The following is a 14,633-nucleotide window of genomic DNA, read 5'->3' as shown; positions in this document are numbered from 1 at the left end:
GCCGCGCCGCATTCTTTCGCGGAAGGCGCGCGGTGTCTCGCCGGTCGGATCTGTTGCATTATTTGTCTCAGCCTAGGATTTGGCTGGTTAGAACGCCGCGCTCACGCGACCATCCCGAAGAGGCTTTCCACGAAACGGACTTCGCCTGTGATCCCTGGGTCCTTGCCATAGACATGACCGCGTTTGATGGTTCGGATCGCTTCGATCCCGCGCAGAGTAGCTTTTGCAGATGACCGGGACTTGAAGCCGCGCATGGGTGTGATGAGTTTTTTGAGGGCGGCATGATCGCTCTCGATCCGGTTGTTCTCCCACTTGCGATTGTTGTGCAGTATGCCTTCGCCTGGAAGCTCAAATTGGTTCATTTCACCAATTACGCGTACATAGCTGTGTGCCTTGTCCGTGGTGATCGTGCGAGGCTGGTACAGGCGGGCATTCTCGCAGGCCTGCTTCAGAAACGCCCTTGCTGCTTTGAGATCGCGCCGCGCTGTGAGACGAAAATCTACAAATTGGCCGCATTGATCAACCGCACGTCAAAGGTACCGCCACTTTCCACCCACTTTGATGTAGGTTTCGTCGACATGCCAGTTTAAGCCCCGCCATGACCGATGCTTGAATGATCGCTTCGCAATCTCAGGTCCGAACTTGCGCACCCATCGGTGGATCGTGGAGGCATCCACATCAATGTCACGCTCTGACAGCAAATCACGAACATCACGGCATGATAGCGCGAAGCGGCAATACCAACGTACGGCGCACAAGATCACGTCAGGCGGAAAGCGATGATGCTTGAAAGGACTGCGTTGCATGATTGGCCTCTCGAAACTGTGGGGCAACTTAAACTGCAATCTGACATCGATTAATGCAACAGACCCGATTGAACAAAGGCGCATCGGTGCCGGACGCCGCGCGACCGGTACCCATTCCGGTCGCGGGTCAAGTGCCGAAAAAAGGGCGGCGCAAGGCGCCTGAAATCAGGTAGACGGACCAGCAGGTTCCGCAATTTTGCCTTTTTTTCAACATCTTCGACAGTCAAATCCCCATTGATATTGGTTAATATACAAAGGACTGCTGCCTGTTGTGAGCAATTCGAATAGATGTGTATACCGAAATGCCGCAATCGCAGCATCGCCCCGGCCCGACGCGGCGCGGCAGGCAAAGCTGATCTGTAAGGGTGGACCATGACCTGCCTGACGAATTTGGACTTCACGGTCGTATCCGCCGCGGTCGCGACGCTGTGGGCGGTGGCCGCGCTTGTGCTTGTCTGGGTGGCGCGGAATCATCGCTTTGCCGGAAAACCCGCCTTTGTTCTGTCCTTCGTCGCAATGCTGTGGTGGATCTTCGTCGTCGGGTTCGAGATGTCCTCGCAGGGCCTGTCGTGCAAGGTCAGCTGGGCGCTGGCGGCCTGGCCTGCGATAACGCTGTTGCCGATGGCCTGGGCGTTCTTTCTGTTCGACTACACGGTGAACACCAAAGGGGGGAGCAATCCGTTCCGCCTTTTGTGCTACGTCGGCCTGCCGTTTCTGGTCAGCGCGATCGCCGTTACCAACAGTCAGCACCACCTGCTGTATGACCTCGATACCCATCTTGTGACCGAGGGGGCCGAGGCCTATGTCGTCTTCGTGCACGGGCCGCTGTTCTATGTGATCGCCGCGGGCCTTTATGTCTTTGTGATGAGTGCCTTGGGCGTTCTCGCCTATGCCTTCGTAAACGCCGAACGAAACATCCGCCCCTTCCTGGCGGTCCTGATCCTCATCACCATCGCCCCGCTGGCGGCAAATGTGGCCTATGTCCGCTGGGGGTTCACCATCCTCGGATTCGATCCGACCTCGTTCATGTTCAGCGGCGCGCTCATCTCCTTCAGCTGGTTGCTTGTGAACAACCGGATGATGGATACCGAGGCGCTGGGTCGCGATCTGCTGTTCTACGCCACGCACGACCCGGTGATCATAATGGATGGCGCCGGTCGGTTCACCGGCGCAAACTCGGCCGCGACGGAGTTGTTCGGGGACCAGATGCCAGAGCGCGGCGGATCGCTCGGCCACCTGGAAAAGATCGGCCCGATGCTGAGTTTTCTCGCGGAAACGGGTGAACTCACCTGTGCCGAGCCGATCCGGTACGGAAACCGTATCTATGATCCCCGCGCGCTCCTGATTGCGAGCCCGATCCAGACCAAAAGCAATCTGCTGGGTTGGTCGGTGTCCCTGGTCGATATCACCGAAAGGGAACGCTCGGCCGAGGCGCTGCGGGTTGCCCTGCAGCGGGCCGAGACCGCCAACCGTGCAAAGACCGAATTTCTTGCGGTGATCAGCCATGAATTGCGCACGCCCATGACCTCTCTGAGGGGCGGGCTGGACCTGGTGCTTCATGGCGTCGCCGGTGATGTCAGCGAGCCCGTGAGAAAATTGCTGGGGATCGCCCAGAAAAACAGCATCAGGCTGCAAAAGCTGATCGACGACATTCTGGATCTTCAGAAACTCGACCTGAACGAGATCAAGCTTGATCTTCAGGAGGTGAACCCAACCGAATTCCTGCGTGAGACCGTACAGGAATACGACGCGTACGCCGCTCAGACCAACGTCCGGCTCTCCGTCGTCTCGGATGATGCGCACAGCCGGGTGCATGTGGATCCCTTCCGTTTGAAGCAGGTGGTCGGAAACGTTCTGTCAAATGCCGTCAAGTTCTCTTCCGAAGGCGGTGTCGTCGAATGTTCCGTCAGCGCGACAGGCGCCACGCTGAGGCTGTCGATCCGGGATAGCGGGATCGGCATTCCGGAAAACGCCGAGGACAAGGTGTTCGGCAGGTTCGATCAGGTCGACAGCTCGTCGACGCGGGCCTCCGGCGGCACCGGTCTGGGGATGCACATCGCCAAGCGGCTGATCGAGCGTATGGGCGGCGCCATTTCCTATGAGAGCCGCGTCGGCCTCGGCACCACCTTTCACATCGACATTCCGCTCGCATCGCACCGGGCGCGGACGCACTGAGGCTCACGCCGCCGCAGCAAACGGCTAGATTCTGAGCGATGCGATCCAAAACGGCCGCCGCTGACCGGGAGATCCCGTCAGCGGCCCTTGCATGATCGCCCCGGCATCTTTACTTCAATCTATAAATGTTTCATCTGATGAAATAAATGGTGTCGCGAACCGATGATCCGCGGCACCTTGGCCAGTGCAACAAGAGGTCCGACGCCATGTCCCCGGAGATAGATCTGATGATCTCCATCCACCTCCTTCACGAAACGCTGGAGGCGCGGATCGAGGCGGCGGACCTGGATCAAACCGTCCCCAAGAATGATATTCTCATGCTCATCCGATTGACCGAGCCAATGAGAATGGGCTCCCTGGCCGAGGAGATGCTGGTCCTGCCCTCGACCCTGACGGCGATTGCCGATCGTCTGGAGGAGGCCGGCCTGATCCGCCGCCGGCGCGACCCCGAGGATCGGCGGGCCTGGCTGCTGGACGTCACCGACAAGGGCCGCGCGCTGCAATCTCATATCATGGCGCTGTCGGCTGAAATGTTCCGGTCCGTCACCGGCCTGTCCGCCGCTGAGATCGGGGCGTTAGGTCAAATGATGCACAAGGTCCGCCGCAACATCATTGAATGCGGCTATACGCAGGAGTTGATGAAATGAGGGGGTTCTCATATCTCCGGGCCGCCGGTTCCGGGCGCTGGCCCGGCCTGATCGCGCCGGGCATCGTCCGCTCGGCCGGCCGGTTGACGGCGGCGGGCTTTCTCCTGCTGGCGCTGGCCGTTCCCCCTGCCCGCGCCGAAGAGCCGCTGGCGGTGGAGCTGGTGACCGCCACCCCGGCCCCGGACATCCAAAGCCACTCTCTCACCGGCGAGGTCGTCGCCCGCGCCACGCTCAGCGCGTCCTTTCCCACCGGCGGCCGGGTCGGCGCAGTACTGTACCAGGAGGGCGACATCGTCGCGCAGGGCACCCCTCTGGCGCGGATGGATTCGGTGCAGCAGGAACAGGCGTTGCGCGCCGCCGAGGCCGGCCTGTCGACCGCCGAGGCAGACCACCGCCAGGCGATCGAGGATCTTCTGCGTCAGGAGGCCCTGCTGGAACGCGGCGCAACCACCCGGACCGCGCGCGACAACGCCGAGGACGCGCTGCGGATCTCCGAGGGGGTCCTGACCCAGGCGCAGGCCGATCTCGACCGCGCGAAAACCGCGCTGGAGGACACCGTTCTGCTGGCGCCGACGGATGCCACCGTGATCGATCGCATGGCCGAGCCGGGGCAGGTGGTCGGCGCGGCGCAGCCGGTGATTGAACTGGCCCTCGGGCGCGGCATCGACGCGATCTTCGATGTGCCCGAGGTCCTGCTGACCAGAGATCTGTCGCTGGAGGCCATCGATCTGACACTGCTGGAGCATCCATCCGAGCGTTTCGCCGGCCAGCTCCGCGAGATTTCGCCGCTGGTGGATCCGACCACCGGAACCGTTGAGGTCACCGTCTCGGTCCTCGATCCGCCCGCGAACCTGGCCTATGGCGATGCCGTTCGCGGCACCGGATGGATCCAGGGCGCGACCCGCATTTCCCTGCCCTACACGGCCCTGACTGCCACCGCAGAGGGCCCCGCGGTCTGGGTGGTGGATCCCGGCACGATGGCGGTTTCGATTCGCCGGATCACGGTCGCCCGGTTCACCACCGGACAGGTCATCGTTGCCGACGGGCTGGAGGATGGCGCGCTCGTCGTGGCGCGCGGATCGCAGTTGCTCTACCCCGGCCGGGTGGTTCGTCAGGCGGAGGTCAGCCAATGAGGATCGCAGTTCTTCTTTGCCTGCTTGCGCTGCCCGCCTTTGCCGAAGACACGGCCCCGTCCGCCGCGCCGCCGCCCCGTCCGGTCGTCTCGGAACTGGCCGACCCCCGCGCCGGGGACCGGATCAGCTTTGTCGGAATTGTCGAGGCGCGCACCGAGACCGACCTGGGTTTCCCGATGAGCGGCACCATCGCGGAACGGCCGGTCGAGGTCGGCGATCTGGTTCACGCTGGCGATGTCCTCGCCCGGCTCGACCCCGAGGATCTGGAGGCCGACGTCCGCGCCGCCCGGGCCGGCGTCATCGTTGCGACCGCGCAATTGCGCACCGTCCGCAACGCCGAGGAGCGGGCCCGCACCTTGTCGGCCAGCGGCGTTGGCAGCGCCACGCGGCTGGAGGATGCCGAACGGGCGCTGACGGCGGCCGAGGCGCGGCTGGAACAGGCGCAGGCGGGTCTGGCGCGCGCCGAGGACATGCGCGACTTTGCCACCATGACGGCCCCCGAGGATGGCGTCGTCACCCAGGTCTTTGCCGAGGCCGGCGCCTCTCTCACGGGGGGACAGCCGGTGGTGCGGCTGGCCGGCACCGGGACGCGCGAGATCGCCATCGACGTGGTCGAAAAGGATGCGGCCACTCTCAGCATCGGCACCGTGTTCGACGCCACCCTCACCGCCAATCCCGAGGTGACGGCCCGGGCCACGCTGACGCGGGTTGATCCGGTCGCCGCGCGCACCACCCGGACCCGCGGCCTGCATCTGACCCTGACCGATCCGCCTGTGGGATTCCGTCTTGGCGCGCTGGTGCGGGTCAGCCCGTCGGCCGGCGCCGACGTAGGGGTGATCCTGGACCGCAGGGCCATCCTCGACCCGGACGGGGCCGCCGCTGTCTGGGTCGTGGACCGCAGCACCGACACGGTCCACCGCACCCCGGTCACGCTGGGCCGGACAATCGGCCCGCTTGTCCAGATCACCCGGGGCCTCGCTCCGGGCGACGAGGTCGTCACCAAAGGCATCAATTCACTTGAGGATGGGCAGCTCGTCGGCCCACGCGTGTCGGAATGAAACGTTTCAACCTGTCTGACTGGGCGCTCAACCATCGGTCGTTCGTGTGGTTCCTGATGGTGATCTCGGTCCTTGCGGGGGCGCTGTCCTATGTGAACATCGGGCGCGAGGAAGACCCTAATTTCTCGATCAAGGTCATGGTCATCGCCGGCGCGCTGCCGGGGGCCGACGTGCAGGAAACGCGAACCCAGGTCACCGACAGGATAGAAAAGAAGCTGGAAGACCTGCCAGAGCTGGATTTCACCCGATCGGTCACCCGCCCGGGCGAGGCGATCGTCTATCTCGAATTGCTGCCGACCACCAAGGCTGACGAGTTGCCGCGGATCTGGCAGACCGTGCGCAACATGATGGGCGATATTCGCGGCGATTTCCCCGAAGAGTTTGCCGGGTTCCGGTTCAACGACAATTTCGGCGATGTCTTTGGCAATATCTATGCGTTCACCTCGGACGGCTTTTCCCCGCGCGAGGTCCGCGATTACGCCGAACGCGCCCGCCGCGCCATTCAGGCGCTGGACGACGCCGGCAAGATCGAGATTTTCGGCACCCGCGACGAGGCCATCTATCTGGAGTTTTCCACCGAACGGCTGGCGGCGCTGGGGCTGAACCAGCAGGCGGTGCAGGAGACGCTGGCGGCGCAGAACGCAATCGTGCCATCGGGGGTCATCGACGCGGGCAAAGAGCGTGTCCTGGTGCGCATCGGCGGGCAATTCAGCGATGTCGCCAGTCTCGAGGACATCAACCTGCGGGTCGATGACCGGTTTTTCCGGCTGATCGATGTCGCCGACATCAGGCGGGGCTATGTCGATCCGCCGACCGAACTGTTTCGCTTTAACGGGCAAGAGGCCGTCGGTCTGGCCGTGGGGATGCGCAAGGGCGCGAATATCATCGACTTCGGCGCCGAGCTGGAGGCGGTGATCGCGCAAGCCCGTGCCGATCTGCCGATCGGCATAGACATCCATCAGGTCGCCGATCAGCCAGAGGTCGTGGACAACGCGGTCGGCCATTTCCTGCAAGCCCTGCTCGAGGCGGTGCTGATCGTTCTGGCGGTGAGTTTTGTCAGCCTGGGCATGAGGGCCGGCTTAGTGGTGACACTGACGATCCCGTTGGTTCTGGCGATCACCTTTCTGGTGATGGATTATTTCGGCTTTACCCTGCAGCGGATCTCGCTTGGCGCGCTGATTATCGCCCTCGGGCTGCTGGTGGACGACGCCATGATCGCGATCGAGACCATGATCTCGCGGCTGGAGCGGGGCGAAAGCCTGACGACGGCGGCCTCCTACGCCTGGACCTCGATCGCCTTTCCGATGCTGTCGGGCACATTGGTCACCGTCGCGGGCTTCATTCCGATCGGCCTCAACTCGTCGGCGGCGGGGGAATTCACCTTTTCGCTGTTTGTCGTGATCGCGGTGTCGCTGCTGGTCAGCTGGATCGTCGCGGTGCTGTTCGCGCCGCTTCTGGGGGTGACGTTTCTGCCGGCCAGGATGAAACATGTCGATGCCGGCCCGGGCCGGATCCGGCGGGCGTTTCATGCCCTGCTGCGCGCCGCGATGCGGTTTCGCTGGCTGACCGTGGTCCTGACGGTTGCGGCCTTTGCCACGTCGATCTGGGCCATGCGGTTCGTTGAGAACCAGTTTTTTCCCAATTCCGACCGGCCCGAGTTGCTGGTGGACATGACGCTGCCGCAAAACGCCTCGATCACGGAAACCCGGACCCAGATGAACCGGCTGGAGGCGCATCTGAAAGACAATGAGAACGTGCTGTTCTGGTCGTCCTATGTCGGCCGGGGCGCACCGCGTTTCCTGTTGTCGCTGGATGTGCTGACGGCCGAGCCCAACATCGGCCAGATCGTGATCCAGACCCCGGGGATCGAGGCCCGCGACGCGCTGCGCGCCGAGTTGAACGCCGTCGCAAGGAACGAGTTTCCCGGCGTCGATGCCTTTGTCAAACTGCTTGAGGTCGGCCCCCCGGTCGGCCGCCCGGCGCAATACCGGATCAGCGGGCCGGACATCGCGGTGCTGCGCGATCGCGCCCGCGAACTGGCGGCGCTGATTTCCACCGACTCGCGCCTGACCAACACCATCATGGACTGGAACGAACCGGCCCGCGTGGTCCGGGTGAACATCCTGCAGGACAAGGCGCGCCAGCTGGGCATCACCCCGCGCAACATCGCGGCCTCGCTCAACGCGATCTATGACGGCGCCAGCGTGACCCAGCTGCGCGATGCGGATTATCTTGTCGATATCGTCGCGCGCGGCGACGCGGATTCGCGCCAGTCGGTCGAGGCGCTGGCCGGGCTGCAACTGGGCACCGTTGACGGCAGGACCATTCCGCTGCGCTCGGTCGCCACGCTCGACTATGGGACCGAACAGCCGGTCATCCACCAGCGCACCCGGATGCCGACGATCACCGTCAAGGCGGACATCGCCACGAACGATCAGCCCGCGACCGTTGTCAGCGACCTGGCGGACAAGGTCGCCGCCTTCGACACGGCGCTGCCGCCCGGCTATGCCGTCACGGTCGGCGGCACCGTGGAATCCAGCGCCGACAGCCAGGGACCGATTGCCGCTGTCGTGCCGCTGATGACGCTGATCATGCTGACCCTGATCATGATCCAGATGCAAAGCTTCCGGCTGGCCTTCGTGGTGATCTGCGCCGCGCCGCTCGGCCTGATCGGCGTGGTCATCGCGCTTGGGCTGTCCGGCGCGCCGCTGGGGTTCGTGGCGATCCTCGGCGTGCTGGCGCTGGTCGGCATCCTGATCCGAAACTCGATCATCCTGGTCCATGAGATCGAGGTTCTGCGCGACAAGGGACGCAGCGCCTGGGACGCGGTATTCGAGGCCAGCGACAGCCGCGCGCGCCCGATCCTGTTGACCGCGGCGGCGGCCAGTCTGGCCCTGATCCCGATCTCGCGCCAGGTCTTCTGGGGGCCGATGGCCTTTGCCATGATGGGCGGCATCATCGCCGGCACGGTCATCACGCTGGTCTTCGTTCCCGCGCTCTATCTTGCGGTGTTCCGGGTGAAGCGCGGGGACGCGGCCACTTAAGACCGGATCCGGTTCCTTGCGGCCCTGACCGGGGCGCGCGGGGTGCCTCCGGCGTTCAGGTCGTCGCCGTCATCACATAGCCGGGATGAAAGGCCAGCCGCACCGTCGTGATCGGGCCGCTGTCGTTCCATGTGGTCCGGTTGAGGATCAGCAGCGCCTGCTCCGGTTTCGTCTCCAGCAGCCGGGCGTCGCGCACCCCGGCGGAACAGGCGGAAAAGTTCAGCTCCGCCCGCAGATAGGGGGCGTTGCGGACCAGCCATTCATTGGCGTTCATATGGTGGAAATCCACCGTTTCGATGCCCGGCACCGCGCGCGGATTGATCCAGCGATCCTCAAGCTGAAACGGACGGCGGTCGCCGTAATGCACCGCGCGCTGATGAATCAACACCTCGCCCGCTGGCAGGCCCAGCCGCGCCGCGTGCCGCTCCGGCAGCGGGCTGCGGCTTTGCGAGATCAGCCGGTGGCTATAGCTCATTCCCGCCGCCTCGACCTGTTCGCGCACGATCGGGATCGAAAAACTCGCCTTGCGCACCGGGTTGACCGCGACCCGGGTGCCGGCACGGCGGCGGCGGTCCAGCAGCCCCTCCTCGGCCAGCATCTGCAACGCCTTGTTCACCGTGGCGCGCGCCACGCCGAATTCGGCGGCCAACTCCGCCTCGTCGGGAATGCGTTCGCCCTGGCGCCATTCCTTTTCGATGATCCGGCGGCGCACCTCTTCGGTGATATAGGCGGCCTTGCCGCCGCTCGGGAGGGCCTCGCGCTCTGTCACAATCTCTCCTGCAGCTTGCCGATAAAGGTCAGATAATCGGACACAATGCGGTCGCGGTCCATATGCCGTCCGTCCCGCACCAGATGACGCCCGGCGGCCCAGACATCGGTGATCAGCCCCGCGCCGCCCGAAAATATCAGACTGTCGAGCATGGCGTCGCCGTCACGCCCGGCCAGTACCGGGTTGCGGCGGGAGACGGCGCAGAGATCGGCCCACATGCCCGGTGCGATGGCCCCGGTGTCGCGTCCTGCGGCGCTCGCCCCGCCGTCCAGCGCGGCCTCATAGAGCACCCGCCCGGTGGAGCGGTCGGGCGTGGCATAGATGGCGCGGGCGCGCTCGCGCAGGCGCTGGCTGTATTCCAGGGTCCGCAGTTCCTCGACCAGCGAGATGCGGATATTGCTGTCCGAGCCAAAGCCGATCCGCCCGCCCGCCCGCTGCCAGGCGACGCCGTTGAAGATACCGTCGCCCAGGCTCGATTCGGTGATCGGACACAGCCCGGCCAGCGCCCCGGTGGCGGCCAGATCGCGGGTCTCGGAATCGGTCATGTGGGTCAGGTGGATCAGTGTCCAGCGCGGATCGGGGGCAAAATTCTCCAGCAGCCATTCGACCGGACGAAGGCCATAGGCGGCCCGCACCTCCTCGATCTCCGGGATCTGTTCGGCCAGGTGCAGGTGCAGCGGACGATCCGGCCGCAATTGCGTACAGAACCGCAGCCCCTCGGGCGCGACGGCGCGCAGGGAATGCGGCGCCACGCCGATCCCGGCATCGGCAGGCAGCCCCGTCAGCGCCGCCTCGGCCCCGTCGAGCAGCCGCGCGAACCCCTCGGGCGTGGTGCCGAACCGCTGCTGGCCGGACCCCAGCGGGCGCCGGTCGCAGCCGCCGAACTGGTAATGCACCGGCAACAGCGTCAGGCCGATCCCGCTGCGCGCGGCGGCGGCGGCAATGCGCTCGGACATCTCGGCCGGATTGGCATAGGGTGCGCCGCTCGGCTGGTGATGCAGATAGTGAAACTCGACATTGGTGGCATAGCCGGCCTCGAGCATCTCCATCTGCACCAGCGCGGCGATCGCTTCGACATCGTCGGGCGTCAGATGATCGAGAAAATGATACATGATCCGGCGCCAGGTCCAGAAGGTGTCGCGCGGATGCGGCCCGCGCGCCTCTGCCAGGCCGGCCATGGCGCGCTGGAAGATATGCGAATGCACATTCGCCACCGCCGGCAACAACAGCTCGACACGCTGCCCCGCCGGCGCCGCGCCCCGGGCGATGCCCGTAATCCGCCCGGCATCGTCCAGCGTGACCCGGACATTGTCCGCCCAGCCATCGGGCAACAGCGCCCGTTCCGCCCATAGCACCGTCATCTTCCCGTCCCATTGTTTTCAAGCATCAATTAAGTTTAGACATTGACCACATATAAGTCTAAACATATTAGCACGGAAAACAATCCGGAGACGGCGCGCCATGCAGATTCTCGGTGACGTGAAAATTGCTCGGATGGACGAGGGCTCTCCCGGCTACGGGATGGTCGAGGCGGCCTGTCTGGTCATCGACGCGGATCGGATCGCCTGGGCCGGGCCGGAAACCGACCTGCCGGCGCGCTTTGCCGGTGCGCCGCGCCGGGATCTTGGCGGCCGGCTGGTCACGCCGGGGCTGATCGACTGCCATACGCATCTGGTCTTTGGCGGCGACCGCGCGCGCGAGTTCGAGATGCGCCTTGAAGGCGCCGGGTACCAGCAGATCGCCCGCGCCGGCGGCGGGATCCTGTCGACCGTGCGCGCCACGCGGGCGGCGAGCGAGGATGGGCTGGTTGCACTGGCCCTGCCCCGGGTCGATGCGCTGCTGGCCGAGGGGGTCACCACGATTGAGATCAAATCCGGCTACGGGCTGGATATCGAGGCCGAGCTGCGGATGCTGCGCGCGGCGCGCCGGATCGGGCGCGCGCGAAAGGTCCGCGTCGTGACCACCTGGCTTGCCGCCCATGCGCTGCCGCCCGAATACGCCGACAACCGCGCCGGCTATCTGCGCGAGGTGGTGATCGCGGGGATGGAGCGCGCCCATGACGACGGGCTGATCGATGCGGTGGACGGGTTTTGCGAGGGCATCGCCTTCGGCCCTGACGAGTTGGCGCAGGTTTTCGACCGCGCCGCCGCGCTCGGCCTGCCGGTGAAACTCCACGCCGAGCAGCTGTCCGATCTGGGCGGGGCGGCGATGGCGGCGCGGCACCGGGCGCTGTCAGCGGACCATCTGGAATATCTCGGCGCCGACGGGATCGCGGCAATGGCGGCCTCGGGGACCGTCGCGGTGCTGCTGCCGGGGGCCTTCTACACCCTGCGCGAAACCCGATTGCCGCCGGTTGCCGCGCTGCGCGCGGCCGGCGTGCCGATGGCGCTGGCAACCGATTGCAACCCGGGAACCTCGCCGCTGACCTCGCTGCTGCTGACGCTGAACATGGGCGCGACATTGTTTTCGATGACGCCCTCGGAATGTCTGGCTGGTGTGACCCGCAACGCGGCCCGGGCGCTGGGTCTGACCGATCGCGGCGTGATCGCGCCGGACCTGCGCGCCGATCTGGCGGTCTGGGATGTCGCCCACCCCGCCGAATTGGCCTACCGGATCGGCTTTAACCCCCTTCACGCCCGCATCCACGGAGGCGAATTTGTCTGACTGCGTTCTGTTTCCCGGCCGCACCACCCTGGCCCAGCTGGAACAGGTCTGGCGCGCCGGGCTGGCCGTGCGCCTTGACGACAGCGCCCGCCCGGCGATCGCTGCCGCCGCCGCGCGCATCGCCGCCGCCGCGCGGGGCGACGCGCCGGTCTATGGCGTCAACACCGGCTTTGGCAAACTGGCCTCGATTAAGATCCGCGCCGAGGACACAGCCACGCTGCAACGCAACCTGATCCTGTCGCACTGCTGCGGCGTGGGCGAGCCGATCGAGCCCGAGACCGTGCGGTTGATCATGGTGCTGAAGCTGCTGTCGTTGGGGCGCGGGGCCTCCGGCGTCCGCCCCGAGGTGGTGGCGCTGCTCGAGGCGATGCTCGCCCGGGGCGTGGTGCCGGTGATCCCGTCTCAGGGCTCGGTCGGGGCCTCGGGCGATCTGGCCCCGCTTGCGCATATGACGGCGGCGATGATCGGCGAGGGCCGCGCGCAGTTTCAGGGCCAGGAGATGGACGGGGCGGCGGCGCTGGCGGCAGCTGGACTGGCGCCGATCAGCCTGACCGCAAAGGAGGGGCTGGCGCTGATCAACGGCACCCAGGTCTCTACCGCCTTTGCGCTGGCCGGACTGTTCGACGCCTTCCGGCTGGCGCGCAGCGCGCTGGTGACCTCGGCGCTGGCCACCGACGCGGTCATGGGCTCGACCGCGCCCTTTCTCGACGCGGTGCACCAGTTGCGCGGCCATCGCGGCCAGATCGTCGCCGCGCGCGCGATCCGCAGGCTGATGGCGGGATCGCAGATCCGCGAGAGCCACCGCGACGGCGACCAGCGCGTTCAGGATCCCTATTGCATCCGGTGTCAGCCGCAGGTGACCGGCGCCTGTATCGACCTTCTCACCCAGGCGGCCCGCACGCTGGAGATCGAGGCCAACGCCGCGACCGACAATCCGCTGGTGCTGATCGCCGAGGACCGGATCGTCTCGGGCGGGAATTTCCATGCCGAGCCGGTCGCCTTTGCCGCCGATCAGATCGCGCTCGCCATTGCCGAAATCGGCGCCATCGGGCAGCGGCGCATTGCGCTGATGGTCGATCCCGCGCTGAACCACGATCTGCCCGCCTTTCTCACGCCCTCGCCCGGGCTCAACAGCGGGCTGATGATCGCCGAGGTGACCTCGGCCGCGCTGATGAGCGAGAACAAGCATCTCGCCACGCCCTGTTCCACCGATTCCACGCCGACCTCGGCCAATCAGGAGGATCACGTATCGATGGCGGCGCATGGGGCGCGGCGGCTCGGACGGATGAACGCGAATCTGACCCATATTCTCGGGATCGAGGCGCTTTGCGGCTGTGCCGGGGTCGAGTTCCGCGCGCCGCTGAAAACCTCGGCGCCGCTGATGGCGGTGATCTACCGGCTGCGCCAGTCGGTGCCGCCGCTGGACCAGGACCGGTACCTCGCCCCCGATCTGGAGGCGGCGGCCGAGTTGATCCGATCGGGCGCGCTGCTGGACGCGCTGCCTGATGCCCTGTTGGACGAGGTGCGCCCGTGACCCCGGTCGCCGTCACCCGGGGCGAGGGTCCGGTCATCCTTGCCCTGCCCCATACCGGCACCCATGTTCCCGACCGGATCCTTGCCCGGCTGACCCCGCGGGGACAGGTCCTCGCCGATACCGACTGGCACGTCGAGCGGCTCTATGGCGGGCTGCTGAAAGGGGCGACCACGGTGCGCGCACTGTTCCATCGCTATGTGATCGACGCCAACCGGGGGCCCGGGAACGACAGCCTCTATCCCGGGCAAAACACCACCGGGCTCGTCCCGCTGACCGATTTCGATGGCGAACCGATCTGGACCGAGGTCCCCGACGCCGCCGAAACCGCACGGCGTCTGGCCGATTGGCACGTCCCCTATCACGCAGCGCTCGCCGCCGAGATCGCGCGGGTCAGGGCGATCCACGGGGTGGCGATCCTTTACGATTGCCATTCGATCCGCAGCCGTATCCCGTTCCTGTTCGATGGCACCCTGCCCGATTTCAACATAGGCACGAATCTGGGTGTTACCTGTGATCCGCGCGTCGAGGCCGTGGTGCGCGAGCTATGTGAAGTCACCGGCCGGACGCTGGCGGTGAACGGGCGGTTCAGGGGCGGCTGGACGACGCGCCACTACGGCCGGCCCGAGGACGGCGTGCACGCGATCCAGATGGAGCTGGCGCAATCGACCCACCTGACCGCCGAGGCGCCGCCGTTCGCCTACGACCCGCTCAAGGCCGCGACGCTGCGCATCCCGCTGGGCGCGATCCTGCGCAGGCTGGCCGGGCTGGCGCCCGAGTTGGCGGCGACGACATGAGCCAGACAC

The 14,633-nt window shown here is 65.8% G+C and carries 10 protein-coding genes and 1 pseudogene; 8 read left to right on the top strand and 3 right to left on the bottom strand.

The window, feature by feature from the left end:
• Positions 1-101: 101 nt before the first annotated feature.
• Positions 102-806 (bottom strand): annotated as a pseudogene (locus E1832_RS23270) (IS6 family transposase).
• A gap of 372 nt (positions 807-1,178) precedes the next feature.
• Here E1832_RS23270 and E1832_RS13595 point away from each other — a divergent pair.
• From E1832_RS13595 to E1832_RS13575, 5 genes are all read left to right on the top strand, one after another.
• A complete protein-coding gene (locus E1832_RS13595) occupies positions 1,179-2,981 on the top strand; it encodes a histidine kinase N-terminal 7TM domain-containing protein (protein ID WP_133360306.1) in 1,803 nt (600 codons plus the stop codon).
• 227 nt (positions 2,982-3,208) lie between these two features.
• Positions 3,209-3,628 (top strand): MarR family winged helix-turn-helix transcriptional regulator, encoded by a 420-nt coding sequence (locus E1832_RS13590; RefSeq protein ID WP_165978888.1) that lies wholly within the window; start codon positions 3,209-3,211, stop codon positions 3,626-3,628.
• Complete coding sequence (locus tag E1832_RS13585) at positions 3,625-4,761, top strand: efflux RND transporter periplasmic adaptor subunit (protein ID WP_165978887.1); 1,137 nt, start codon at positions 3,625-3,627, stop codon at positions 4,759-4,761. Before E1832_RS13590 ends, E1832_RS13585 begins: the two co-directional genes overlap by 4 nt.
• A complete protein-coding gene (locus tag E1832_RS13580; RefSeq protein WP_133360303.1) occupies positions 4,758-5,819 on the top strand; it encodes an efflux RND transporter periplasmic adaptor subunit in 1,062 nt (353 codons plus the stop codon). The genes E1832_RS13585 and E1832_RS13580 overlap by 4 nt, the downstream gene beginning before the upstream one ends.
• Positions 5,816-8,863, top strand: a complete 3,048-nt coding sequence (locus tag E1832_RS13575; protein ID WP_133360302.1) for an efflux RND transporter permease subunit — start codon at positions 5,816-5,818, stop codon at positions 8,861-8,863. Before E1832_RS13580 ends, E1832_RS13575 begins: the two co-directional genes overlap by 4 nt.
• Positions 8,864-8,918: 55 nt before the next feature.
• Here E1832_RS13575 and E1832_RS13570 read toward each other — a convergent pair whose 3' ends face one another.
• On the bottom strand, positions 8,919-9,632 hold the full coding sequence (locus tag E1832_RS13570; RefSeq protein ID WP_133360301.1) for a histidine utilization transcriptional repressor HutC: 714 nt from the start codon (positions 9,630-9,632) through the stop codon (positions 8,919-8,921).
• A complete protein-coding gene (locus E1832_RS13565; RefSeq protein ID WP_133360300.1) occupies positions 9,629-10,993 on the bottom strand; it encodes a formimidoylglutamate deiminase in 1,365 nt (454 codons plus the stop codon). Before E1832_RS13565 ends, E1832_RS13570 begins: the two co-directional genes overlap by 4 nt.
• Positions 10,994-11,093: 100 nt before the next feature.
• Here E1832_RS13565 and hutI point away from each other — a divergent pair, with 100 nt between their 5' ends.
• Genes hutI through hutG form a run of 3 tightly spaced genes read left to right on the top strand, consistent with a single transcriptional unit; the run spans position 11,094 to position 14,624 of the window.
• The gene (gene hutI, locus E1832_RS13560) at positions 11,094-12,296 is read left to right on the top strand and encodes an imidazolonepropionase (protein ID WP_133360299.1); all 1,203 of its coding nucleotides are present in this window, start codon (positions 11,094-11,096) and stop codon (positions 12,294-12,296) included.
• A complete protein-coding gene (hutH, locus tag E1832_RS13555; protein WP_133360298.1) occupies positions 12,289-13,830 on the top strand; it encodes a histidine ammonia-lyase in 1,542 nt (513 codons plus the stop codon). The genes hutI and hutH overlap by 8 nt, the downstream gene beginning before the upstream one ends.
• Positions 13,827-14,624: an N-formylglutamate deformylase gene (hutG, locus tag E1832_RS13550; protein ID WP_133360297.1), complete on the top strand. Its 798-nt coding sequence runs from the start codon at positions 13,827-13,829 to the stop codon at positions 14,622-14,624. The genes hutH and hutG overlap by 4 nt, the downstream gene beginning before the upstream one ends.
• Positions 14,625-14,633: the final 9 nt, after the last annotated feature.

This window comes from Antarcticimicrobium luteum, from assembly GCF_004358185.1.
Lineage (GTDB): Bacteria > Pseudomonadota > Alphaproteobacteria > Rhodobacterales > Rhodobacteraceae > Antarcticimicrobium > Antarcticimicrobium luteum.
This window is presented reverse-complemented; position numbering and strand designations above follow the sequence as displayed.

Excerpts from the sequence above, each read along its gene's own strand:
- E1832_RS13580 (WP_133360303.1), top strand. The coding sequence starts at position 4,758 with ATGAGGATCGCAGTTCTTCTTTGCCTGCTTGCGCTGCCCGCCTTTGCC.
- E1832_RS13575 (WP_133360302.1), top strand. The coding sequence starts at position 5,816 with ATGAAACGTTTCAACCTGTCTGACTGGGCGCTCAACCATCGGTCGTTC.
- E1832_RS13565 (WP_133360300.1), bottom strand. The coding sequence starts at position 10,993 with ATGACGGTGCTATGGGCGGAACGGGCGCTGTTGCCCGATGGCTGGGCG.
- hutI (WP_133360299.1), top strand. The coding sequence starts at position 11,094 with ATGCAGATTCTCGGTGACGTGAAAATTGCTCGGATGGACGAGGGCTCT.
- E1832_RS13590 (WP_165978888.1), top strand. The coding sequence starts at position 3,209 with ATGATCTCCATCCACCTCCTTCACGAAACGCTGGAGGCGCGGATCGAG.
- E1832_RS13585 (WP_165978887.1), top strand. The coding sequence starts at position 3,625 with ATGAGGGGGTTCTCATATCTCCGGGCCGCCGGTTCCGGGCGCTGGCCC.
- E1832_RS13595 (WP_133360306.1), top strand. The coding sequence starts at position 1,179 with ATGACCTGCCTGACGAATTTGGACTTCACGGTCGTATCCGCCGCGGTC.